23 protein-coding genes are annotated in these 22,685 nt (G+C 44.4%); 9 read left to right on the top strand and 14 right to left on the bottom strand.

What is annotated here, in order from left to right:
* Positions 1–168: 168 nt before the first annotated feature.
* The 4 genes from wecB to EHV08_RS01220 all read right to left on the bottom strand — a co-directional run bounded on the left by wecB (position 169) and on the right by EHV08_RS01220 (position 3,352).
* Complete coding sequence (wecB, locus tag EHV08_RS01235; RefSeq protein ID WP_126677623.1) at positions 169–1,254, bottom strand: non-hydrolyzing UDP-N-acetylglucosamine 2-epimerase; 1,086 nt, start codon at positions 1,252–1,254, stop codon at positions 169–171.
* A 136-nt stretch (positions 1,255–1,390) separates the two neighbouring features.
* A complete protein-coding gene (locus tag EHV08_RS01230) occupies positions 1,391–2,344 on the bottom strand; it encodes an SPFH domain-containing protein (protein WP_126677622.1) in 954 nt (317 codons plus the stop codon).
* A gap of 48 nt (positions 2,345–2,392) precedes the next feature.
* Positions 2,393–2,848 carry an NfeD family protein gene (locus tag EHV08_RS01225; RefSeq protein ID WP_126677621.1) on the bottom strand — a complete coding sequence of 152 codons (456 nt, stop codon included), beginning with the start codon at positions 2,846–2,848 and terminating at the stop codon, positions 2,393–2,395.
* 42 nt (positions 2,849–2,890) lie between these two features.
* Positions 2,891–3,352 (bottom strand): hypothetical protein, encoded by a 462-nt coding sequence (locus tag EHV08_RS01220; RefSeq protein ID WP_203227035.1) that lies wholly within the window; start codon positions 3,350–3,352, stop codon positions 2,891–2,893.
* A 264-nt stretch (positions 3,353–3,616) separates the two neighbouring features.
* Between EHV08_RS01220 and EHV08_RS01215 the strand changes: the two genes are divergently transcribed.
* Complete coding sequence (locus EHV08_RS01215) at positions 3,617–4,024, top strand: 5-fold beta-flower protein (RefSeq protein ID WP_126677620.1); 408 nt, start codon at positions 3,617–3,619, stop codon at positions 4,022–4,024.
* 64 nt (positions 4,025–4,088) lie between these two features.
* Here EHV08_RS01215 and EHV08_RS01210 read toward each other — a convergent pair whose 3' ends face one another.
* Entirely contained in the window at positions 4,089–4,373 is a 285-nt protein-coding gene (locus tag EHV08_RS01210; protein WP_126677619.1) for a hypothetical protein, read from the bottom strand.
* A gap of 270 nt (positions 4,374–4,643) precedes the next feature.
* Here EHV08_RS01210 and EHV08_RS01205 point away from each other — a divergent pair, with 270 nt between their 5' ends.
* Positions 4,644–5,465: an SDR family NAD(P)-dependent oxidoreductase gene (locus tag EHV08_RS01205; protein WP_126677618.1), complete on the top strand. Its 822-nt coding sequence runs from the start codon at positions 4,644–4,646 to the stop codon at positions 5,463–5,465.
* Positions 5,466–6,971, top strand: a complete 1,506-nt coding sequence (locus tag EHV08_RS01200) for a class I adenylate-forming enzyme family protein (RefSeq protein ID WP_126677617.1) — start codon at positions 5,466–5,468, stop codon at positions 6,969–6,971.
* Between the two features lie 180 nt (positions 6,972–7,151).
* On the opposite strand, the gene EHV08_RS01195 is transcribed toward EHV08_RS01200, so the two are convergent.
* The 3 genes from EHV08_RS01195 to EHV08_RS01185 all read right to left on the bottom strand — a co-directional run bounded on the left by EHV08_RS01195 (position 7,152) and on the right by EHV08_RS01185 (position 10,467).
* Positions 7,152–7,514: a DUF2023 family protein gene (locus EHV08_RS01195; protein ID WP_203227034.1), complete on the bottom strand. Its 363-nt coding sequence runs from the start codon at positions 7,512–7,514 to the stop codon at positions 7,152–7,154.
* Between the two features lie 13 nt (positions 7,515–7,527).
* Positions 7,528–8,025, bottom strand: a complete 498-nt coding sequence (gene fldA, locus EHV08_RS01190) for a flavodoxin FldA (RefSeq protein WP_126677615.1) — start codon at positions 8,023–8,025, stop codon at positions 7,528–7,530.
* 228 nt (positions 8,026–8,253) lie between these two features.
* The gene (locus tag EHV08_RS01185; RefSeq protein WP_158676029.1) at positions 8,254–10,467 is read right to left on the bottom strand and encodes a S8 family peptidase; all 2,214 of its coding nucleotides are present in this window, start codon (positions 10,465–10,467) and stop codon (positions 8,254–8,256) included.
* A gap of 339 nt (positions 10,468–10,806) precedes the next feature.
* Between EHV08_RS01185 and EHV08_RS01180 the strand changes: the two genes are divergently transcribed.
* Positions 10,807–11,406: an FKBP-type peptidyl-prolyl cis-trans isomerase gene (locus EHV08_RS01180; RefSeq protein ID WP_126677613.1), complete on the top strand. Its 600-nt coding sequence runs from the start codon at positions 10,807–10,809 to the stop codon at positions 11,404–11,406.
* A gap of 74 nt (positions 11,407–11,480) precedes the next feature.
* Positions 11,481–12,572 carry a chorismate synthase gene (aroC, locus tag EHV08_RS01175; protein ID WP_126677612.1) on the top strand — a complete coding sequence of 364 codons (1,092 nt, stop codon included), beginning with the start codon at positions 11,481–11,483 and terminating at the stop codon, positions 12,570–12,572.
* A 205-nt stretch (positions 12,573–12,777) separates the two neighbouring features.
* Here aroC and EHV08_RS01170 read toward each other — a convergent pair whose 3' ends face one another.
* The 4 genes from EHV08_RS01170 to holA all read right to left on the bottom strand — a co-directional run bounded on the left by EHV08_RS01170 (position 12,778) and on the right by holA (position 16,965).
* Positions 12,778–13,689, bottom strand: a complete 912-nt coding sequence (locus tag EHV08_RS01170; protein WP_126677611.1) for a dihydroorotate dehydrogenase — start codon at positions 13,687–13,689, stop codon at positions 12,778–12,780.
* A 51-nt stretch (positions 13,690–13,740) separates the two neighbouring features.
* On the bottom strand, positions 13,741–14,517 hold the full coding sequence (locus EHV08_RS01165; RefSeq protein WP_126677610.1) for a dihydroorotate dehydrogenase electron transfer subunit: 777 nt from the start codon (positions 14,515–14,517) through the stop codon (positions 13,741–13,743).
* 166 nt (positions 14,518–14,683) lie between these two features.
* A complete protein-coding gene (locus EHV08_RS01160) occupies positions 14,684–15,160 on the bottom strand; it encodes a helix-turn-helix domain-containing protein (RefSeq protein WP_126677609.1) in 477 nt (158 codons plus the stop codon).
* A 776-nt stretch (positions 15,161–15,936) separates the two neighbouring features.
* Positions 15,937–16,965 (bottom strand): DNA polymerase III subunit delta, encoded by a 1,029-nt coding sequence (holA, locus tag EHV08_RS01155; RefSeq protein ID WP_126677608.1) that lies wholly within the window; start codon positions 16,963–16,965, stop codon positions 15,937–15,939.
* 84 nt (positions 16,966–17,049) lie between these two features.
* Here holA and EHV08_RS01150 point away from each other — a divergent pair, with 84 nt between their 5' ends.
* From EHV08_RS01150 to EHV08_RS01140, 3 genes are all read left to right on the top strand, one after another.
* Positions 17,050–17,499 carry a type I restriction enzyme HsdR N-terminal domain-containing protein gene (locus tag EHV08_RS01150; RefSeq protein ID WP_126677607.1) on the top strand — a complete coding sequence of 150 codons (450 nt, stop codon included), beginning with the start codon at positions 17,050–17,052 and terminating at the stop codon, positions 17,497–17,499.
* Between the two features lie 69 nt (positions 17,500–17,568).
* Positions 17,569–17,757, top strand: coding sequence for a hypothetical protein (locus EHV08_RS01145; protein ID WP_126677606.1), 189 nt, complete (start codon positions 17,569–17,571; stop codon positions 17,755–17,757).
* 12 nt (positions 17,758–17,769) lie between these two features.
* On the top strand, positions 17,770–18,720 hold the full coding sequence (locus EHV08_RS01140; RefSeq protein WP_126677605.1) for a bile acid:sodium symporter: 951 nt from the start codon (positions 17,770–17,772) through the stop codon (positions 18,718–18,720).
* Positions 18,721–19,098: 378 nt separating this feature from the next.
* On the opposite strand, the gene EHV08_RS01135 is transcribed toward EHV08_RS01140, so the two are convergent.
* Together EHV08_RS01135 and EHV08_RS01130 are read right to left on the bottom strand one after the other, a co-directional pair.
* Entirely contained in the window at positions 19,099–19,938 is an 840-nt protein-coding gene (locus tag EHV08_RS01135) for a zinc ribbon domain-containing protein (protein WP_126677604.1), read from the bottom strand.
* Between the two features lie 297 nt (positions 19,939–20,235).
* Positions 20,236–21,039, bottom strand: coding sequence for a Nif3-like dinuclear metal center hexameric protein (locus tag EHV08_RS01130; RefSeq protein WP_126677603.1), 804 nt, complete (start codon positions 21,037–21,039; stop codon positions 20,236–20,238).
* Between the two features lie 588 nt (positions 21,040–21,627).
* Between EHV08_RS01130 and EHV08_RS01125 the strand changes: the two genes are divergently transcribed.
* Positions 21,628–22,671 carry an agmatine deiminase family protein gene (locus EHV08_RS01125; protein ID WP_126677602.1) on the top strand — a complete coding sequence of 348 codons (1,044 nt, stop codon included), beginning with the start codon at positions 21,628–21,630 and terminating at the stop codon, positions 22,669–22,671.
* Positions 22,672–22,685 lie beyond the last annotated feature (14 nt).

The raw sequence follows: 22,685 nt of genomic DNA, 5'->3' as shown, positions 1-22,685 counted from the left end.
CGTAGAATAACTTGTCATTTAATGCAGATTTGACATTCCGGAACATCATATTGTGCTGCAATTTCGCCCAATTTGCAAAGTAAATTCGCCCAATTTGAAAACCAATTTCGCCCAATTTGCTTTTCAAATTGGGCGAAATTGGTTTTCAAGAAGATGTCAACTACTGTTTCATACATTAAGTAATATGCTCACAATGCGCTCTGCCGAACGGCCGTCCCAACGTTCCGGAATGGCGCATGGCTTACGGTCGCCTGCGACAATAGCCTCAACAGCCTGAGACAACTGCGCCGCATCTTCGCCCACGAGAACGTTAGAACCTACCTTCACCGTTTCTATGTGCTCGGTGTAACTGTTCAGCGTGATGCACGGAACGCCGTTGAACGTGGCCTCTTCTGCCACATTCCCTGAATCGGTTACTATGCCTTTGGCATGCGCTGTGAGATAACCGAACTCAAGATAGCCAAGTGGTTCCACTACATTTACGCGCTTTCCGCCCTCCATATCGGCCAACAATCGGCACACTATATCCTTTGCCTTGCCACGCAATGGTGCTATTATTGGCACACTGCCGACTTTCTCAACCATTGATTGCAGCATGGAGCGCAAGTTTTCGACATCAGAAATGAGTGCCCTGCGGTTGAGTGTGAACACGATATATCCGCCCTCACTAAGCGATAAGTCATCGAAAACAGTCGGTCGTTGCCAACGGTTATGATTGAAACGGAGGTTGTCTATCAGTATGTTTCCAACCATATATACGCGGCTTTGCTCCGTTCCCTCGCGGTTAGTGATGCTGTTGTTGCTCATTCCGGCAGTGAAAAGAAGGTCTGACAGTCCGTCTATGACAAGGCGGTTTATCTCTTTCGGCATCTTGATGTCAAACGAGCGGGTGCCTGCTACGAGATGAGCCAGTTTCAGTCCTTGTTTCTTTGTCACGATAGCAGCAGCCATTGTCGATGCAAGGTCGTCAACAACTATTACCACATCGGCCGGATTGTTCTCAAGATAACGCTCGAATGTGCTCATCACCTTGCCTGTCAGTTCGTTAAGATTCTCGCAGTCTGCATCGAGGAATGCATCGGGACGCGGTATCTGTAAGTCGTCGAAGAGTGAGCCTTCAAGTGTTGGGTCGTCACTCTTGCCTGTATATACGAGACGATAGCAGATGTCTTCTGTCTTGTCAATCGCACGTATCAATGGTGCCACCTTTATAAAATTTGGTCTTGCACCGGCAACAATACATATTTTCTTCATTATTTGGTGATTTGTTATTTTCTTAAAGGAGTTAAACATTGTATGAGTTAGGGCAACACATTTGCTTAGAGTCTGGCTCACATAACACCAAGTGAGTGTGATGCCGGAACTCCTATTCAATTCCTTTTTCTTATTGTCATTCTCCCTTGAACAAATCTTTTATTCCTCCGATAGAGCCAAGCAGGTTTGTTGCTTCATACGGCAGATAGACGGTTCTGGTCTGCGGACCGTGTGCCAGTTGCTCCATCATCTGTATATACTTCTGCGCGAGCAGGTAGTTTGCAGGGTTAGTGCTCTGTCCAACGGCCTCTGTAATCTTTCCGATGGCAATCGCTTCTGCTTCTGCTTTACGTATTCTTGCAGTCGCTTCACCCTCTGCACGCAAGATAGCCTGCTGCTTGTCGGCCTCGGCACGGTTGATTGTAGAAGTCTTCTCTCCCTCCGATTGCAAGATGGCAGCCTGCTTCTGTCCTTCACTGGTGAGTATAGTCGCACGCTTGTTACGCTCTGCCTGCATCTGCTTCTCCATAGCGTTGAGTACGCTCTCCGGTGGTGTGATGTCCTGAAGTTCAACGCGGTTCACCTTGATACCCCACTTGTTTGTGGCATCATCGAGCACTGCGCGCAGTTTGGTGTTGATGGTATCGCGCGATGTCAGCGTCTGGTCGAGTTCCAGTTCACCGATTATGTTACGCAGTGTTGTCTGTGTAAGTTTCTCGATAGCATTCGGAAGATTGTTTATTTCATACACTGCCTTGAACGGATCTACGATTTGGAAATACAGCAAAGCATTGATTTTCATCTGGATATTATCCTTCGTAATAACATTCTGTTTGTCGAAATCATATACCTGTTCACGCAGGTCGATAGTCGTACTGTAAGTATATCTACCGCTACGCAGCGTAACAATATCCTTTGCGCGGTCGAAGAACGGTATGATAACGTTTATACCCGGCTGCAGAGTGGCATGATAACGTCCAAGGCGTTCCACTATTTTTGTCTCGCTCTGAGAAATTATCACGAGACTCTTCTTTACGAGCAACAGTGCCAACAGCACTATCACGAGAATTACAATAAGTGTTGTATTCATAAATTTTGGTATTTATTGTTTTTATTTTCATACAAGTTTTGCGGTCGTTCAGCACTTTTCAACCGTTATGATGATGCTATCACGCCCCACCACTCGCACCTTTGTGCCCTCGCCTATCTCACCACCATCGGCAGAAACGGCTTTCCAGTCGTCGCCGTCAATGGCCACACGGCCGTGTCCGTCGGCTACAATGGTTTCGCTCACTCTGCCCTCCTGACCTATCAGTGCGTCGGCATTGCTCTTTCGGTCGGGGTCGTTGCGATGAAAATATTTCAGCATGACGGGACGCACAAAGAACAGACAGAGCACCGCGAGTATTGCGAAGATGAGCAACTGCCAAAGGAATGGCAGTCCGGTAAGCGACAATACCGAAGTTACTCCTGCCGCAATGGCGAAGCAGATTATGAAAAAATCGCCACTCGTGAGTTCAAGAATGAGCAACATGAAAGCCACTACAGCCCAGAATTGCCACAGATTTTGAGTGAAATAGTCGAATATTCCCATTATCGTTTTATTTTATTTTGTTATTCATTAATTTTGTCAATATCATATTTTTCCATTCCTCCTCATCACCCTGTAACGTTCCGGAAAAGTCAACTTGCGATACATCCGCCATCCTGTTGCACCGTTCTCGAACCTATCAAGGTAGTGCATGTCATTCTCGTTTATATATGCCTCTATCTCGAAAGGGTTAAGATAATATGCGAGCAACTTGCGTTTGCGGGCAAGACATATCCCCTTGAGCCAGAACGTTAGGTAGAGAGCGTAGAACCTGAACCAGTTATTACCGGTGCTCTGTGCCTGTCTAAGGTGTATCATCTCATGGTTTTTCATCACCGTGTACTTGCTGTTCAGCGAGTCGGCAACACTCTGACGGTTAGTGAATATCCACCCGAACAACGTTATTCCGGAAAAACCCTTCCTGCAAAGGAAAGTGTTCACCATAGCCGGCATGTCCGTAATACGGCTCGGCCGCTTGGCTTTGAAGATGACTGAGAGCAGGTTCATATTACTTTACGGACATTAATTATTTGGTGCAAATATATTAAAAAGAATTAGAACAGCCAAATTTTTCTATATATTCATGGGCAATATTGTTTTGAAAACAAACGTTAATAATATGAAAAACAAGAACTTTCTTTAAGGAACTTCATGCCAATTTGTTTTTTTTCAGTATCTTCGCACCGAATGTATGTCAACATACAGAAACACGTAAGCAGATTTCAACGACTGCTTATCATATAATAATAGTAATAAAAACAAAATTGGCTTATGAAAAAAATGTTTGTAATTTTCGCAATGATTCTCATTCCGATGATTTCATTCGGACAAAACATGTATGACCGCTCAGGCTCATATAAGGGCAAAGTGGAGAGCAACGGTAGTGTGTATGACCGCACCGGCTCGTATAAGGGCAAGATTGATAGCGGAGGGAGCATATACGACAGAACGGGGTCATATAAAGGAAAGTTCGACCGTGGCAGTTTCTATGACCGCACAGGATCATACTTGGGGAAATTGGATAATAACGGAAGCGTGTATGACCGCACAGGTTCATACAAAGGAAAGATAGAGAGTAACGGAAACATATACGACCGCACAGGGTCTCATCTCGGCAAAGTGAGTAATGTAAATCGTAGTACTGCCGTCGCAATCTGGTTTTTCGGGTTCTTATTATAGTAATAAAACACCATCGGCCTGCATTTGAAGTGCAGGCCGGTGGTGTTTAACTACATCCACGATATTAGTTGCCCAAGACAAAAACATATCCCATTATGCCGAATGATAACGGCTCGCCAAGCATGCTGCTTCTACTGCATACCACATAGTCATCATATTTAAGGGCATGGTTAAGCACAAGTCTTGAGTACGAACGAGCATCCACCACGTTCTGTGCACCGGTTTCAAGTTTCCTGGCATAGTGCTCAGTTATGGCATCTATGTGTTTCTCCTTTGGCGGATTAAAGAAGAAACAAGCCACTACAAGAACCAGAACAGCCGTTAATATAATCGTTAAAGTCTTTTTCATTGTCAATATCTGTTATGTTGCAAAGATATAAATTATTTTATATAAATCCAAAAATGACAATGATTTTAATATAAAAAAGGGGATAAATGAAACGCTGCAGAGTATTCTTACGAAGAGCAAAAGCACATTGAAACAGGACAGGAAGTATGGCAACAAGCAAATAAAATAAGACAATAAAAATAAGCATTACAATAATGCTTTATGGTGTTTTCTCTTGGAAATCTCCCGAAATAGTATTATCTTCGCGCGGCAAAAATAGGACATTGAGCCATGAATATAATAACAAGTTTTATTTATCCATCGGTACATATCGCTGAAAACAAGTTGATTCGGCACTTCAATGGAAAGACCGTTGTAATAGTCGGAGCATCTCATGGGATAGGAGAAGCACTGGCTACAAGACTCATGTCTGTCAACTGCAGAATGATTCTGATAGCAAGAACAGAAGAGAAGTTGAAGAATATTTGCATAAAAGCCAAACAGAATGGTTGCCAAGCCGATTATCATGCGCTTGATTTAAGAGACCACAAAGCACTTGACCAACTCATAACAAACATGTCTGTTGAACTTGAAAGGATTGATTATCTGTTTTACAATGCAGGCAAATCAATCAACCGTAATATCTGTAATGCAACAGAACGCATTAACGATTACGACAGAACAATGAGCGTAAACTATCGTGCTATGGTGGCATTGAGTTTGGGATTGTTTGAAAAACTCAGGACTGCAAAAGGCAAGCTCATTTATACTTCATCTGTCAGCACTTTATATCCGGCCGCTCCGGGCTGGTCGGCTTATCATGCTTCAAAAAGCGCATCGAATGTGTGGTGCGAAACAGCAAGCGTGGAATGGAGCAAAATAGGTGTTCGTACAAAGGTTGCCTACATGCCATTGGTGCGCACGGCGATGTCTGATACCAACGAAAAATATCGCAAAATGCCTGCTTACAGTAAGGAAGAAGCAGCAAAACGACTCCTTAAATTGAGCATGAACAACCGATACTGTTACAAGCCTTGGTGGGCAAGAATATCTGCACCATTATCCTATTTGCTCTCACCTATAATCAAACAAATCTATAAACGCATTGCCTAAATGAGCCTGTCACTTATTAAATCGCTTGTAAGACTCCACCTTATTACTCCTTTAGGACTCTACACTATCATACGTTGCTTTATGTATGAGGGCATAACCCTTATGGCTGTGCTTAGATTTTCGGCAAAATATTATCCTGAAAATACTGCCATTGTTTCCGAAAAAAGAAAACTTACATACCGCCAACTATATCATCAGGCAAGGAATTTATCTAAGTTTCTATGGCAACAATACCAACTCAAAGAAGACATGCGGGTGGCTTTGCTCTGTCGTAATCATCATGTTTCCTCCATCCTGTTGCCCGCATTATCACGATTAGGAGTCAAAATCAAACTAATAAATACGGACATCTGCGAATCAAAAATTAAAGAAATTGCAGAGAAACAAGTCTTCAAACTATTTATTTACGATGAAGAATTCAGTGATAGAATCCAATCCGATATGCTGCCATTCACTTGCATCTCTACCGAGTCCATCAAAGAAATATCGGCCGAAGATTATCATCATGTCAAACTTCCGAAAGTAAAGCGTGGAGGTGATATATCCATTTTCACAGGTGGTTCAAGTGGTAAGTATAGCGAAGCAGCAAGACGTACCGGGGTGATACAATTCCTATCACCATTCATTGCACTGATAGAACGCATTAAAATTCAAAACTACAACAGCGTATTGATAGCACTTCCTTTCTATCATGGATTTGGTCTTGCCACATGGATAATCTCTCTTGTGATGGGGAAAAAGATTTGTCTTATGCGCCATTTCGATGCAACAGAAGCATTACAAATGATTCTTAATGAAAGAATTGAGGTGCTCCCGGTCGTGCCGGCAATTCTATCGCGAATATGGCAGCAACCAAATGCCCACTCGATGATGCAATCTGTGAGGTGTATTATCAGCGGTGGAGACAGACTTGACAAACGGCTCGTGGAACAAACCCACAACATCCTCGGACCTGTTTGTTACAATCTTTATGGCACAACAGAAGCAGGTTTACTCATGCTTGCTACTCCCGACGACCTTGATAATAACAAAGAAACGACCATCGGGCGACCAATCAGAGGGGTATGTACAGAAATACGTAACATAAGTTCAGAAGATATTGGTACGCTTTGGGTAAAATGCAGTTGTGCAATGCTTGGCCAACAACACCATTGGCAACCAACTTCCGACTTGGTTTTCAAGAACAACAACGGTTATTATTTTCATAAAGGAAGAGCAGATAGCATGATAGTATGTGGAGGAGAAAATGTTTTTCCCGGACATGTTGAACAAATAATAAACGGGCATCCGTCAGTAATACAGTCAATGGTGTATGCCGTTGAAGATCCGAAATTCGGTAATGTTCTCAACGCACAAGTAGAGTTAAAAACCGACATGCACATATCTGACAAAGAACTAAAGCAATGGTTGCGCCAAAGACTTTCACGTCCGGAAATGCCACATCATATTATTTTCGGAGAATTCTCTTTATTGTCCACCGGAAAAATATCAAAACAGAGAACTTAACACACCCTCCGTTCCATACCAAAAGAAATCCACAAAATGTGCTGATAACGCAATGGACTATCCTCACGGACAGTCCATTGCATATTATACAAAAACATTATGAATTTTATTTAGCGAACAAGATTCTAAAAAAGTTTACCTTTTTATTTACAATTTATATATTTTCCATCACATTTCAACTCATTGAGCCTTCAGGCATGTGCGGCACTTGCGTTCACAATAGCGTTCGCACTGGGCGCAGATGTCATACCCAAGCATCGCACCAAGAATGAAATCTTCTTCCGGAGATAATTGGTTGAGTGGCCGAGTAACCATCATCCGAATGGCATCAAGACACTCTTTCTTGCCGAAGAAAAGGTTCAGTCGGTCGTTACCGACAGGCTGAACGATGTAACTTATGCCCTGACGTTCCAGACGACGGATTGCAAACTCCTCGTATCGGCGGTTGAAAGTGTAGAGCACCATGTGGCGTACCCCTTTCTTATACTCATAAATATGATTCATGAGCACTTTCATGTCAACAGGCATAACTTCGGCTTTCATATTCATCAATTATTTACTTTAAACTACCTTTTATTTGTTCGAGCCAAGCGTCGATACGGCTTTCGGTACGGTCGTCCTCGTTGATGTCGTCAAGAGCAAGACCCACAAACTTGTTATCTACAACCGCATCAGAGTCGTCGAAGGTATATCCGTCGATTTCAACCTCGCCAACAAGTGTTGCACCACCGGCCTTGGCTGCATCGTATAGTTCTTTCATTGCACTACAGAAAGTGTCGCTGTAACTTGCCGAGTCGCCGCAACCATACACCGCAACAACCTTTCCTGCAAGGCTTGCACCCTTCAAGAGATCTACACCGTCATACCAGTCATCCTGCAATTCGCCCGCACCCCATGTAGAAGTACCAATCAACAGATTATCGTTTTCTGCCAAAACGGCATCATTAAGGTCGGTAACATTGATTGCTTTAGCACCAACTTTTTCTGCGATTTTCTCTGCGATAGCCTCGCATGTACCGGTTGAAGAACCGTAAACAACTATTGTCTTTCCCATTTTAGTTATTCGTTTAAATAATTATATGTTTATCTTTCGATTGCAAAGTTAATACGAAAAAAAAACATCTGCAATACCTAAAAATGGTGGTTTGTGCAAAATACCTACTTGTTAGTATGGCGATGAATTGATAACACACGACCGACAAGCAGTGAGCAGATAAAGGAAAATTGACCGTGTGGAGCAATTATAAAGTGCGATTGCTCACCCACGGTCAATCTTCGGTTCTCATTTTACAATTCTCACAAGTGTGGAACCGCAGACAGCAGTGTCCGGAGAAGTGATTTGAACGGCATATACCCCGGCGGGGAATGTCGCCATACCGACCTCTGTCGATTCTGTTCCGGCTGCCACCCTACCCTCATATAACATGTTGCCGGACACATTATATATATATACTCGTGCCGAAGCACTCAATGGACGAGTAAAACAGAGGTGAAGCAACGACGAACCATCAAGACGGAAATCCACACCTGTAGGCTGCTCTTTTGAAATGCCTTCTATGCCATCAATACCGAGTATGCGCAACAGGCCACGATAGACATCAATCTCGCCGTAGCCGTAAATGTTGTTGGGATGGCTGAGCGTGGGGTCGAGTTGGTGACAAGTCTCGCTGAAAAGACTTATCACGTCATCGGCAGTGAGTGACGGATTGGCCTGCAACCAGAGCGCAATACAACCCGAAACCATCGGTGCGGAGAATGATGTTCCCAACGTTGCCTGCCACGGATACTTGCGTCCACGGAACTCACTCACACTCACCACCGAGCGCGGATAGGGATATTCTCCATACACAAAACTGCTTGACGTGGTGATTATATTAGACCCCGGCGCAACAACATCGGGCTTTATGCGCCCATCGAAAGTAGGACCGCGCCCGGAATAGTATGCTATCACGCCTTCCTCGGTATCAACATTGCCGCACTCTTCGCCTTTATAATTAATGTATTTGGGGCGATAACTCGTAGCACCGACACATATAACGCTCGGCGCACTGCCCGGAGAATAAATGGTGTGGCTCTTCTCTGCATCTTTCAAAGACATGTCTATGGCATTACGAAGGAAATAACCGGATATGCGATAGAGTTCCACATCCGACTCTTCGCCAATCAACTGAACCGACAAAGGCATGTCTGCCCCAAGCCTGCCAACGGTTGTCTTCAACATCACATCTATCATCAAACGCTCATTATCAAAAACATTGGGATAGGCCGCGAAACCGAACATATAATCAACACCATGCAGACGAACGGTATCATTGAGCAAAGAGTCTTTACGGGCAATTATGTCCGACATTCTATATTCCACACTTGCAATCTCATTGGAGGCATCATAGGCATTGATACGCAGCGCGAAATCTCCGTTGGCAGAAATCCTGAGATAGGCCGAACTGCCTACTCCTTGCAGAAAATGCCCCATGCCCGACTTACCCACGGGCTTGTGTATATAAGTATTGTAATGCCCTTCGTTGCCCGCCGAGGCCACTATAATCCTGCCCGGACCACTCATCTGTCGCAGCACTTCATAGAAAAGTTGTTCGTCAGTGTCTTGCGCCTGATGACTTCCCTCGCTGAACGACACCACACACGGTTTGCCCTGCGACGCGGCATAGTCGAGAGAGTACTTGAAACCGAGCGCATCTGTGGCTGAGGTGTATTTGTAGAGGTCTTCTTTTCTTATGAATATCGTGTCGCTCGTCACGGCATTGCTCACGGCCACAATGTCGCTCTCATAGGCTATTCCTCTGTAAGATGTGCCGTAACCTGTGCCGGCCAGCACGCCGAGGGTGTATGTTCCGTGAGCGAAGTTTAAGCCGTCACGCGAATGTTTATAGGCAAGTATCTCCGCCTCGGTGGTGTAATCGGCTCCCACATAGAGCGCACTGCCAATGGTATCGGTAGAGAGCATGTCCCAAAATCGCTTTATGCGGTATTGTGTTTGGTCTGCATTATAGAAGTTGGGATTGGTCAGGTCGAAACCTATATCCTGAATGCCTACAACCACACCGTTGCCGGTGAACGCCTGCGGAAGTCGTGTTCCGGCATGCGCTTTGTCGGCACCGATTATCGTGACCGACTTGTCGAGCAACTCGGTTCGCGTGGGCGAAGCCTCTATACGTTCCACTCCGTTCTCGCATGCAAGGGCATGCAGGGCGGCGATAGGGATGTCGGCGATGTATATATCGCCAAAAGAGGCAAGGCGACGGCAACCGTACCTGCTCATCAAAGCATCGGCATCGCCCTTGATACGCACAAAGGCACAAATACCGGAGTTGCTCCGTGCACCAACGACACCGGCCTTGTCTGAAAACATCGAAGAGACTTTTTCCTGCTGTATCGCCGCCATTCTCACCATCGGCGACATCTTATCGAGTGCCGAAGAATGGGCAAAGGCGATTATTGTGACAACGGCAAAGCATATTGACAGTAACGTTCGTTTCATACGAATAATGGTTTTATTGCTGCAAAGTAAATGAAAAAAAACGAGAAAACCAAGTGTTATGACACAAAAGAAAATACCTATCGGCGCTCTGAATATCATATACCTCACAGCAATTTGGGCGATTTTGCCGACCAATTTCGCCCAAATTGCAAAGCAAAATCGCCTGTTTTGGTCGGCAATTCAGGCCAAATTGCTCGGCTGTAGGATATGTAGCATGGCATATAAGGTGTGCTTGGCCTGGCGTATTTATCCCTACGCGGAGTTCTTTTTATGACAATTTTGAGCAAATGTCGAATAAAAACGCTATCTTTGCAGCCATAAGAATAAAAATAAATCAAAATGGAAGAAAAGACAAAAAACATGTTTGTTGCCGTTGCATACAATCTTTATTCGATTGACAACGGCAAGGAAGAATTTATAGAAGAGGCTACGATAGAGAATCCATACACGTTCCTGAGTGGCTTCGGAATGGTGCTCCCGGCTTTCGAGAGTGCTATATTGGAAAAGCAGACAGGCGAGAAATTTGAGATTTTGCTTGACAAGGAACAGGCCTACGGAGAGCACGACAAGGATGCTGTGATAGAACTTGGACGCGAAGTGTTCACCATTGACGGAAAATTCGACGACGAAAAGATATTCGAGGGGGCTATGGTGCCGCTGATGAACGAGGAAGGACAGCGTTTCCAAGCAACGGTAGTGAAAGTTGATGATACGAACGTAACGGTTGACTTGAACTATCCTTTGGCAGGAAAAACACTGAAATTCATCGGCCACATAATTGAAAACCGAGAGGCAACAAATGCCGAGATTGAGTCGTTCGTGGCACAGATGAGCGGCGAGGGAGGCTGCGGTTGCGGAGGCGGTTGCAACTGTGGTGAAAGCAGTTGTGACAAAGATGGTGGCTGCAACGATGGCTGTGGCTGCGGAGGATGTGATTAATCATCTACCAACCACTTTCCCAATAATACCCAACCCCTCAATCAAAGTATCTGCGAAATCCCAATAATACAATTATGCGCAACACCTTCGGCCAAATTTTCACACTCACCACCTTCGGCGAAAGCCACGGTGAAGCCATCGGCGGCGTTGTTGACGGCATGCCTGCCGGCATTGACATTGATATTGACTTTATCCAAGAGGAACTGAACAAGCGTCGTCCCGGCCAAAGTCACATCACAACAGCACGTCAGGAAGCCGACAAAGTGGAGTTGTTGAGCGGAATATTCGAGGGAAAATCCACGGGGGCACCTATCGGATTCATCGTCCGCAACAACAATCAGAAGTCGCAAGACTACGAGAGTATGCGGTGCCTGTTCCGTCCGTCTCATGCCGACTACACTTATTATAATAAGTATGGAGTTCGCGACTATCGTGGTGGCGGACGCTCGTCGGCACGCATAACGATAAGCCGATGCGTGGCCGGAGCACTGGCAAAATTGGTTCTAAAGAAGGTGGGTATCACCATTCGGGCATACACTTCGCAGGTGGCCGAAATAGCACTCGACAAAGACTATACGCAGTATGACCTCATAATGACGGATAAAAACGCAGTGAGATGTCCCGACACCGGCAAGGCCGAGGAAATGGAAAGACTCATAGAGCAGGTAAAAGCAGAAGGCGATACGGTGGGTGGAGTGATAACATGCGTCATAAAAGGATGTCCCGCAGGGTTGGGAGAACCGGAGTTCGGGAAACTGCATGCCGACCTCGGCGCTGCGATGCTCAGCATTAACGCCGCTAAGGGTTTTGAATATGGCGATGGCTTTGATAGCACACTGAAACGTGGAAGTAGGCATAACGACATATTCAAGAGCAGAAAAGACAATGCAGAAGGTCTCGAAACAACGACAAATCACAGCGGAGGAATACAGGGCGGAATAAGTAACGGACAGGACATTTTCTTCCGTGTGGCTTTCAAACCGGTGGCTACGGTGATGAAAGAACAGCCCACGGTGGATACGAATGGTAACGCAACGACACTCAAAGCAACCGGCAGACACGACCCTTGTGTGCTGCCAAGAGCGGTGCCAATAGTGGAAGCAATGGCTGCAATTACCATACTTGACCACTATTTAATTGCAAAAACTGTGAAAATTTGCCCTTAATTCTATATAAAGTAAAAAAAAGTACGAAAATATTTGCAGATAAAAAAAATAATAGTAATTTTGTGCTCAGACAGCGGAGGTTTGTGAAAATCACGACTGTCGATTAAGTCTAATTTAGTTTTTGTGTTGGTTGAGGGCGGCTGTTTGGCCGCCCTCTTTTGTTTTATGCCTCAAAATTGGTCATAAAAAACATTGGAGGAAACTTTCAATCCTCCAATGCTCCTATTATTTCGCTTACGTTACGGCAACCATGGGCATCAAGCCATTCGCTGATGCCACGCGCAACTTTAACCGTGACCTGCGGATCTATGAAATTGGCAGTGCCTATCTCTATCGCCGTTGCTCCGGCCATGAGAAACTCTATTGCATCCTTGGCATTGCTTATGCCACCAAGACCAATTACGGGGATGCTCACAGCCTTTGCCACCTGCCACACCATACGTAGCGCAACAGGCTTCACGGCAGGTCCGCTGAGACCTCCTGTGGCGATGCTGAGCACCGGACGACGCTTCTCTATGTCGATTGCCATGCCCATTATTGTGTTTATCAGCGACACACTGTCGGCTCCCTCGGCCTCAACGGCACGCGCTATATCGGCCACGTTGGTCACATTGGGCGAAAGTTTCACTATTAATGTCTTGTGATAACGTTCGCGCACGGCACGCACAACGTCTGCTGCTCCTGAACAGGTAACACCGAAAGCCATGCCGCCTTGTTTGACGTTAGGGCACGAGATGTTCAGTTCTATCGCGGGAATGTGCTCCAAAGCATTGATACGTGCTGCACATTCTGCATAATCATCAATACTCGAACCACTCACGTTCACAATGATATTGGTGTCTATCTTGCTCACTTCGGGATAAATATGCTCACAGAAATAGTCAACACCCTTGTTCTGCAATCCCACGCAATTAAGCATTCCCTGCGCAGTTTCGGCCATTCTCGGGTACGGATTACCCTGCCTTGGATGGAGCGTGGTGCCCTTAACGATGATGCCGCCAATCTCTTCGATAGGTACAAGATCGGCAAATTCCGGGCCGTAACCGAACGTTCCGGATGCCGTCATCACAGGATTCTTCATCCGTAATCCACCTATATTTACGCTTATATCAGCCATATTCTCTCTTTATTAACCTCTATTATATATATTGTATATGGGAAATGAGTGTCAGATTTCCCATTTGAGTTGCTTTATATCGAATACCGGGCCTTCTGTGCAGACACAGACATTGCCCTCGGTGGTATCTTCCACACAGCACAGACACGCTCCGACACCGCATGCCATGCAGTTCTCAAGACTCACCTCGCAATCTATATGCTCCTTTGAGGCATAGCGGGCAACGGCCATCATCATGGGCTTAGGACCGCAGGTGCATATCTGTGTGAAGCGTTCTGTAGCGAGAATACTGTGGTTTGTAACAAAACCGCGCTCGCCTTCAGAACCGTCTTCCGTGGTTATCATCACCCTGCCATACTTGCGGAACTCGTCCAATAGGAGCAAATCTGCCGCTCTGCGTGCTCCCAACAGAAATTTTGGCTCTATTCCTCTCTCACGCATAGCCATGCCCATATACAGCAACGGAGCAACACCAACGCCACCACCGACAAGCAATACCTTGGCATCGGCAGACTCCGGCATAGTGAAGCCACGCCCCAAAGGTAACACACAATTCAGCATTTCGCCCTTTTTCAACATGGCAATACGACGCGTACCGTCACCTACCGCAGCAACAAGCAACCATAGTTCGTTGCGCTCGCGATCAACAAAATTCACTGATATGGGACGACGTAGGAATGTGGTGGAAGAGCCATCTACACGTACTTCAACAAACTGTCCCGGTATCATTGGCGGCAGTTCCTCGTCGTGTGTTAGTTTGACAAGAACATACTTATCATTTATACGGCACACATCAGAAACCGTCAGGTCAAGGATATATTTCTTCATTCGCCAAAATTTTTTGGCAAATTTATACAAAATAAATGAGAAAAAGGTAGGTGTGATTAGAAAATAATTAAAATAATGAATGCTATTCTGTGGAGTTACGGAGAATATTAGTATCCGAAACTCCACAAAAACTTTTCTCTAATCCAAAAAGAGAAAGCAATAGTTGTTATTTACTCTTAGGTACAAAGGTCTCGTAGGTGAGGTCATCGAAATAGATACGTATCTCGGTTATCTGTCTCTGCGGACGCTCCACATACTTCACCTCGGGCTTCAATACCTGTCGCTGAGATGCCGAATTCTGGCGACCGGCATTATTAATGATAGGTGACTGATGAGGATATGAAGCAATAGTCGACTCTGTTTCTCCAAAGTCGAGCATTGGTTCGCCGTTCGCCTGACCGCCGGTAGTGTTATCGTCATCGCCCGACAATTCACCCTCATACATCTTACCTTTGCCAAATAGCAACCAGTCGCTGTTCAGCGCCGGCAGTTTTGACTTGATAGCCTCAACCGTGTTTAGGGTCGCATTGGTGCGACCGTTGAAGATACTGCTCAGTGCTGCGGGAGAGATTCCTATGAACTGAGCGAACGTCTGTTGAGTCATGTGTTGACTCTCCATTATCTGTCGAATTCTGTCTTTCATCTACTGATAGGACTGTTTTTTGCCATTTTGGGCGTTTTTTCTTTCAGTTTACAAAGGTAAAGCAAAATATTTAAATATCCAAACTTTTAAAAACATATTTCGATTTCAAAACTTTGAGTTTTTAAATTCAAACTTTTAAATCTTTAATTTATAAATTCATATTTGTATATTCGTAAACGTAAATGTAAATTTAGAGGTTTAAATGGCCTCAAATCCTTTATTTACAAGGATTTTATAAAATACTGACTGTTATGTTATTATTTACAAAGCGAAAGCAAGCAAATAGTCAAATATGCAACTTTTAGGTGTATATTGTACGTTCCTCTTATATTTTTAGATGTATGAAATGTAGTAATTCGCTGATTATTGGGAGATTATATATAAATAACATATATAGTATATGTATAATGTTTAGGTATTGAATGTTTTGATTTATATATTGAAACGCGTATCAACTACTGATGTTTCAGTTTGTGAATTGTTATCTTTTGTGTTTTGATTTGTAAAACAAGATTAAAAACTTTGGTATTTTATGTTTTTAAATTCATTGTTGTAAACTCTAAATAATGTGAAATGTAAATATCAAGAGTCACGTTAAGCGTTTTTTTAATGAAAACGAGTTGTTTCCAAACCAATGGCAGAACAAATGATTTTATGCCCCGAAATGGAGAGGAGTTTTTCGCCAAACACACTGAAAACGATGGGAGTTACACGAAAAAAACATGTATTATAAAAATCGAATTATAGAAAAAAATAGCCCTTTCGGAGGGCGATTTTTAGTGTAAAATGAAGAAAACAAGTTCCTGCATAAGGTCAAAATCAGTGGCATTTCCCTTACCTATGCCCTTGATTTTGGAATCGGTTTCTCGTATTTTTGAAATTATTTCGAGCACTTTTCTACCCGAGTAATTTCTCACTCCGGTGATATAATCGCGAGCCGCCCACCCGCTTCTTAGTCCAAGATATTTCGCCATCGACTCATCATTATTTCTGTCAGGAGCATAGTAAGCAATCATCAGATTTTGGAAATAACCAAAAAGTTGCGGCACAAGAATGTAAGGTCCGCCTGACTTCGGATTGTTGCAAAAATACATCATAATCTGATTTGCCTTCAATACATTTTTCTGCACGATTGCATTTCTAAACTCAAACGGATTATAATCCTTGCTTACCCCGATGTTCTTCTCAACAAGTTCCGGTGTGACCGTTTTCTCTCCCTCCTTCAATGAGAGTCTGAGTTTTTCAAGTTCGCTCGTCATACGACTGAGGTCAGAACCAATATGGTCGGCAATCATCTGCGCCGCTTTATAGTCAATGCCCACCCCATGCTCTCTGAGATGAGTCTCGATGAAAGGTGGCAAATCCTGTTCACGTTTTTTGTTGCTCGTGAACACCACTCCAATTTTCTGCGCCAACGCAACGATTTTCTTCCTTGCATCTATCGTACCATTCTTGTAGCAGATAACAAGAATTGTAGTATTAAGTGGATTTTCGAAATAGTGTTCCAACTGATCCCACTGTCTCATAGCCTGTGCTTCTTTCACTATCACCACCTGTCGTTCTACCATCATCGGGTATCTGCGTGCCATATCGGCAACTTTCGCCGCCGTAGTATCGGCACCGAAGACAACGGTCATATTGAAGTCGCGTTCGTCTTCGCGCAGCGCATTATCTGAAATGAAGTCGCATATACGGTCTATATAATACGATTCCTCGCCCATCAGGATATACACAGGTGCATATTTCCCGGCTTTGAGGTCACGCATCACATTGTCAAAAGACACTGCCGACTTCTTTTCTGCCATATTTTTCGTTTCTTTCGGTTTTAATAAGTAACTTTGCGGATGCCATAAGTGGCATGCTACTATTTGGGTTACAAAGTTAATAAAATGTTTCGATTAAACCTACCCGATTACGAAATAAAAATAAAAGAGAAAGACGGCAAACCCCATATTTTCGATTTCCTACGGCGCAAATACATAGCCTTAACACCGGAAGAATGGGTGCGCCAGCACTTTGTGCATTTCCTTACCGACCATAAGGGCTACCCTGCCGGACTCATGGCAAACGAGGTAGAACTCCGTGTGGCAGAGAAACGACTACGCTGCGACTCTATTATATATAATAAGGAGGCGCGCCCGATTATGATTGTGGAATATAAAGCCCCCACGATACAACTCACACAGAGCGTTTTCGACCAGATAACGGCATACAACATGCTGCTTCACGTGGATTATCTGACGGTATCAAACGGACTGCAGCACATCTGCTGTAAAATGGATTACGAGAAACATAGTTATTCATTCTTGTCCGAAATACCTGTATATCAGAAACTTTAGCATCTCACAAGGCAACATCATCTCAAACATACGACAGCAATATTTCAAAAAAACAAAACACATCAAGATATGAAAAAGGCAATAATGAAGAATATCATCACCGGCGAAGAGAAACCCGTAAGTCTGACGATGGATCATCCCGCAGTGCAGTGCGGCATTGCCGTGTGGGTAGATGATACCGGCAAGGCCTACTTCCCGGAAGATGTACGCAATCCGTTCTACGAACTGAAAGACATCACGGAAGAGCCTGAAAAATAAAGAAATACCACCATGCTGAAATTCCTTAAAGACTGGACACTTCCGGTCTCGATAGCATTAGGAACACTCTGCTACCTTATTTTCTATTATGTTCCGGCGCTCGACACTGCCGCATGTATGTTCGGTCCGGTGTTCGATGTCATCTTTCCGTTCTTTGTTTTCCTCACTTTGCTTGTCACTTTCTGCAAAGTAGATTTCCATCAGATGCGCCCCCACCGCTGGCATCTATGGGTGCTTGTGGCACAAGTGGTGCTCGTGATTCTGAATATTGCCATCATTATATTTGTAGGCAACAGCATCGAGCAGAAAATTCTATGGGAGGCCGTACTCACTTGCATCATCGGCCCGTCTGCTTCGGCCGCCCCGGTTGTCACCGGAAAACTTGGCGGAAACATCAGTACGATGACCACCTTCACCCTAATATCCTCACTTGCGTCGGCTTTCATGATACCTGCCGTGTTCCCACTTCTCGAAAACGATACGCATATCACGTTCCTCGTCGCATTCCTTATTATTCTCGAAAAGGTGGCTTTGGTACTAATTTTACCCCTCGTTTTAGGTTATTTTATACGCCATTATGTCCATCCGATGCACCGGTGGATTATATCGAAGCCAAATCTCGGTTTCTATTTTTGGGGCGTTTCACTCGCAATAACCACAGGCATCACGGTAAAAAACATCATTCATTCCGACGCGTCTATGTCGTTGCTTGTCATGATTGCAGTACTCTCTCTCATCGTATGTTTCGTTCAGTTCGGCATCGGGCGTGCCATTGGCAGACGCTTCGGCGAAAAAATAAACTCCGGACAGGCTCTCTTTCAGAAGAATACGGCACTGAGCATCTGGGTGGCCTACATGTATCTCAATCCCGTTGCATCGGTCGGCGCAGGCTGTTACGTGCTTTGGCAGAATATCATAAACTCGCTGGAACTGTGGGACTACAGAAAGCAGCAACAGAAATGAGCCTCGCCCTAAACATGGATACCGCACACCACACATCAATAATAGGCAATTACTACTATAAAACATATCCCATGTAAAACCAAAATAGGCGATTTTGCCGAGCAAATTCGGCGAATTTGCAGAGTAAAATGGGCGAAATTGCTTTCTATTTTGGGCTAAATCGCGATGCAAAGTAGTGTTTAGCGATAATAGTTTCACACTAACCGAAGATTCATTTCAACACTAACCGCCATAAATAAGACGTGAATTATCCGTAAATACAAGAATGCATTCTCGGATAATTCACGTCTTATTTGTATTCTATCTGCTGTGATTTGCGTTCAAAAAAAGGATTTTAATGCGCGGCATCATAGCAGAAAAATGATGTTATGAAGAATTTTATGCCTCTGCAGCGTCGTCTTCCGATTTCTTTGTGCGACGTATTGCACGCTTGCGCTTTGGCTTTTCTTCTGCTGCCGGTTTGTCAAGTTTCACGCCTGCCAGTTCCGGATCAATCATTATTCGTCCGCAATATTCGCAGACGATAATCTTCTTGTGTATCTTGATGTCAAGTTGTCGCTGTGGCGGAATTTTGTTGAAGCAACCACCGCAGGCGTCACGATTCACATAGACAATACCCAGACCGTTGCGTGCATTCTTGCGTATGCGCTTGAAACTGGTGAGCAGTCGTGGCTCTATTTTCAGTTCCAGTTCCTTTGCCTTTAGTTTCAGACGATCTTCTTCGGTGCGTGTTTCTGCCACAATCTCATCGAGTTCGTTCTTCTTTTCCTCAAGAGCCATTTTGCGGTCTTTTATCACCTCTTCGTTTCTCTCCAAGTCTTGCTTCTTCTCTTCGATTTTAGTCAGAGCCTCACGTATTTTCTTATTACACAACTGAACCTCAAGTTCCTGAAACTCAATCTCCTTGCTCAGTGTGTCATACTCACGATTATTGCGCACCTCATTGAGTTGTTGCTTATAGCGTTCAATGCTCTGTTCTGCCTCCACAATTTCGCGTTTACGCTGTGAAATGGCATCTTGAAACTCCTGAATTTCAGTCTCGATACGCTCCACACGCGTGTTAAGACCGACGATTTCGTCTTCCAATTCTTCCACTTCCAGAGGCAGTTCACCTCTGATTGCACGCTTCTCGTCAATCGACGACAACGTTGTCTGTAGTTGATAGAGTGCTTTCAGTTTCTCTTCAACCGATAAATCTGTAGGATCTTTCCTTGCCATAAAACCTTGTCCCCCCTCTTTATCCCCCAAAGGGGAGGCCGTAACAGGGGCGAGGGCCTTGTCGTTAATATTTTACCTTAATCTGTCAACAGACTGCTATTTTTCCATTTCATATTGACTCCATCGCTTCCTGCTTTCTTTTATTTGCTTATTGTCATCTTTTTTCCTTATTTTCTCGCCGTAGCCCGCTACGTCTTTGAGAATAGTGCAGACAACCTGACCAACAATAAAACATAATCTGTGCAGACTTCAATGACCGATTTGGTCTTAATTCGGATATTTTTCTTGCTCTGTGCTTTAAAGATACAGTATCGGATTGGTGCAGGTCTTGCTCATCACAGCCTTCACTCCGGGACACTCCCTTTCTATTATTTCCTTGAATATTTCATTCGTGAACTGTTCGCTTTGGAAATGCCCGATAACCGCTATCTGTATTTCTTGCTCGTGTCCGAAATACTCGTGGTAGTGCATTTCGCCCGTTACAAAAGCATCGGCACCTGCTTTAATGGCATCGCCAAGCAAGAACGAGCCTGCGCCTCCACACACCGCAACGCGCTCTATCTTGCGCCGTAGCAGTTGGTTGGCTTGCACACACTCCACATCGAACCTCGATTTCAGCATCTTTATGAAGTCATCAGCAGCCATCGGTTCGGCCAGCGAACCAACGACACCATTGCCTCCCATCACCTCTGAACCGTCATACGCCTTGGCAACCTTCGTTTCGCCGAAGAAAATCGGGTTTTGCAGCCCCATTTTTTCTGCTATTCTGAAATTCACTCCGCCGCCGGCATTATCCATATTGGTGTGCATGCTTGCCACCGCAATATCTTTCTTAATTGCTGTCATCACCGCTCTTTGCACGTCATTTTCGCCCGCAATCCGTCGCAACGGGTGGAAAATTAGCGGGTGGTGACTTACAATGAGATTACAACCCGTGGCAGCAGCCTCTGTCACCACAGCCTCGGTAACATCCAAACACAATAATGCCCCTGATACTTCCGTCTCTGTCAATCCCATTTGCAGGCCTGCATTATCGTAGCTTTCCTGCAAGGGCAGAGGCGCGAAACGTTCAAGGGCACGAAGCACTTCTATTATTTTCACGTCTTGTGAGTTTAGGTTGCAAAGGTAATAATAAAAGACGAGACAGAAGCAATGCGTGCTCTGTCTCGCCTTCAATTTATTTTTTTTTAACCTAAACCATTTTTCGTACAATTCTTAAATATATTATACCGGCAGATTTACTCTACCAATATTATACATTCTAAGTACATTCACGCAATACTTATTCAATTTATTGCTATCCATTACTCTTTTTACCATTTTTCTCATAATGTTATCCTTTCTATAAATCTTAATCTTTTTACCTAATAACTTTTGCCATCCTTAGTGGCTTTCCTATTTTATCACTCTATATCCTACACGGACATTCTATTTGTTTACGGCTGCAAAATTAGTACTTTTGGTGTTTCAGCAATGCTTTATACAGCAAAACAGACGCTTTTTATAGCATTTTTTTGACACACGTCAAACGTTTTGATACATATCAATGGCATATTACAGTGATTTTTTGCTAAATGGTTATACGCGCATTTCAACGTCTTATAATTTATCATTTTGACCGTTTTTTACATATTTTCTTGTTAATTCTGCGACAAATGAGTAACTTTGTAGGATAAAAACATTCACAAGATGAACATTGACAGAGCAATATTGCCGGCAGAATGGGAACCGCAAAGTGGAGTGATGCTGACATGGCCACACGAAGAAACAGACTGGCAGCCGTACCTTGAAGAGATAAACGAAACCTATCTGCAAATGGCAGAGGCAATAGCACGACGCGAAAAACTGCTCGTGGTGACACCTCATGCAGAAGAAATAAAAGAGAAACTGAGTGAGAGACTCGGAAAAACAGAGATGAGGAACGTACGTGTAGTGGAATTACCGACCAACGATACTTGGGCACGCGACCACGGTTTTATCACTTTGCGCAATGCTGACGGCAGCCCCATATTGCTCGATTTCTGCTTCAATGGCTGGGGAGAGAAGTTCGACGCCGGTCTTGACAATGAGATAAACCGTAGTCTCATGAAAATATTCGGGTGCGAAGAGAAATACGAAAATCACCTTGATTTCGTGCTTGAGGGCGGCTCAATAGAGAGTGACGGATGCGGAACGATATTCACGACAACGTCTTGTTTGCTGGCACCTCATCGTAATCAGCCGATGACACGCGAACAGATAGACCTGCGATTACGTGAAATGTTGCGAGCCGACAGAATAATATGGATTGAACACGGACAACTTGCGGGCGATGATACCGACGGACACATAGACACAATAGTGCGTCCTTGCGCGCGCGATACTATATTATATATAAGGTGTGACGACCCTTCAGACGAGCATTATACCGATTTCAAGGAAATGGAACTGCAACTACAGGGATTGAGAACTGTCGAAGGAGAGCCTTACAAACTGCTGCCACTACCCTTCCCCGACCCAATATATCATGACGGTGAACGTCTCCCGGCAACATACGCCAACTTCCTTATAATAAACGGAGCGGTACTTGTGCCGACATACGGGCAACCGGAGAACGATGCCAAGGCACTGAAAACGCTGCAAATGGCATTCCCCGACCGAGAGATGATACCCATTGACAGCACCATTATCACACGCCAACATGGCTCAATACACTGCTGCACAATGCAATTCCCCAAAGAAATGCAATTCTGAACATATAATATAAA

The organism is Prevotella koreensis (genome assembly GCF_003977605.1).
Classification (GTDB): Bacteria; Bacteroidota; Bacteroidia; order Bacteroidales; family Bacteroidaceae; genus Prevotella; species Prevotella koreensis.
Note: the sequence above shows the minus strand (reverse complement) of the source record. Positions and strands in the feature narration are given on the sequence as shown.

What these genes read in the sequence shown, in the direction of transcription:
- wecB (WP_126677623.1), bottom strand. Translation starts at nt 1,254, where the DNA reads ATGAAGAAAATATGTATTGTTGCCGGTGCAAGACCAAATTTTATAAAG.
- EHV08_RS01230 (WP_126677622.1), bottom strand. Translation starts at nt 2,344, where the DNA reads ATGAATACAACACTTATTGTAATTCTCGTGATAGTGCTGTTGGCACTG.
- EHV08_RS01225 (WP_126677621.1), bottom strand. Translation starts at nt 2,848, where the DNA reads ATGGGAATATTCGACTATTTCACTCAAAATCTGTGGCAATTCTGGGCT.
- EHV08_RS01220 (WP_203227035.1), bottom strand. Translation starts at nt 3,352, where the DNA reads ATGAACCTGCTCTCAGTCATCTTCAAAGCCAAGCGGCCGAGCCGTATT.
- EHV08_RS01215 (WP_126677620.1), top strand. Translation starts at nt 3,617, where the DNA reads ATGAAAAAAATGTTTGTAATTTTCGCAATGATTCTCATTCCGATGATT.
- EHV08_RS01210 (WP_126677619.1), bottom strand. Translation starts at nt 4,373, where the DNA reads ATGAAAAAGACTTTAACGATTATATTAACGGCTGTTCTGGTTCTTGTA.
- EHV08_RS01205 (WP_126677618.1), top strand. Translation starts at nt 4,644, where the DNA reads ATGAATATAATAACAAGTTTTATTTATCCATCGGTACATATCGCTGAA.
- EHV08_RS01200 (WP_126677617.1), top strand. Translation starts at nt 5,466, where the DNA reads ATGAGCCTGTCACTTATTAAATCGCTTGTAAGACTCCACCTTATTACT.
- EHV08_RS01195 (WP_203227034.1), bottom strand. Translation starts at nt 7,514, where the DNA reads ATGAAAGCCGAAGTTATGCCTGTTGACATGAAAGTGCTCATGAATCAT.
- fldA (WP_126677615.1), bottom strand. Translation starts at nt 8,025, where the DNA reads ATGGGAAAGACAATAGTTGTTTACGGTTCTTCAACCGGTACATGCGAG.
- EHV08_RS01185 (WP_158676029.1), bottom strand. Translation starts at nt 10,467, where the DNA reads ATGAAACGAACGTTACTGTCAATATGCTTTGCCGTTGTCACAATAATC.
- EHV08_RS01180 (WP_126677613.1), top strand. Translation starts at nt 10,807, where the DNA reads ATGGAAGAAAAGACAAAAAACATGTTTGTTGCCGTTGCATACAATCTT.
- aroC (WP_126677612.1), top strand. Translation starts at nt 11,481, where the DNA reads ATGCGCAACACCTTCGGCCAAATTTTCACACTCACCACCTTCGGCGAA.
- EHV08_RS01170 (WP_126677611.1), bottom strand. Translation starts at nt 13,689, where the DNA reads ATGGCTGATATAAGCGTAAATATAGGTGGATTACGGATGAAGAATCCT.
- EHV08_RS01165 (WP_126677610.1), bottom strand. Translation starts at nt 14,517, where the DNA reads ATGAAGAAATATATCCTTGACCTGACGGTTTCTGATGTGTGCCGTATA.
- EHV08_RS01160 (WP_126677609.1), bottom strand. Translation starts at nt 15,160, where the DNA reads ATGAAAGACAGAATTCGACAGATAATGGAGAGTCAACACATGACTCAA.
- holA (WP_126677608.1), bottom strand. Translation starts at nt 16,965, where the DNA reads ATGGCAGAAAAGAAGTCGGCAGTGTCTTTTGACAATGTGATGCGTGAC.
- EHV08_RS01150 (WP_126677607.1), top strand. Translation starts at nt 17,050, where the DNA reads ATGTTTCGATTAAACCTACCCGATTACGAAATAAAAATAAAAGAGAAA.
- EHV08_RS01145 (WP_126677606.1), top strand. Translation starts at nt 17,569, where the DNA reads ATGAAAAAGGCAATAATGAAGAATATCATCACCGGCGAAGAGAAACCC.
- EHV08_RS01140 (WP_126677605.1), top strand. Translation starts at nt 17,770, where the DNA reads ATGCTGAAATTCCTTAAAGACTGGACACTTCCGGTCTCGATAGCATTA.
- EHV08_RS01135 (WP_126677604.1), bottom strand. Translation starts at nt 19,938, where the DNA reads ATGGCAAGGAAAGATCCTACAGATTTATCGGTTGAAGAGAAACTGAAA.
- EHV08_RS01125 (WP_126677602.1), top strand. Translation starts at nt 21,628, where the DNA reads ATGAACATTGACAGAGCAATATTGCCGGCAGAATGGGAACCGCAAAGT.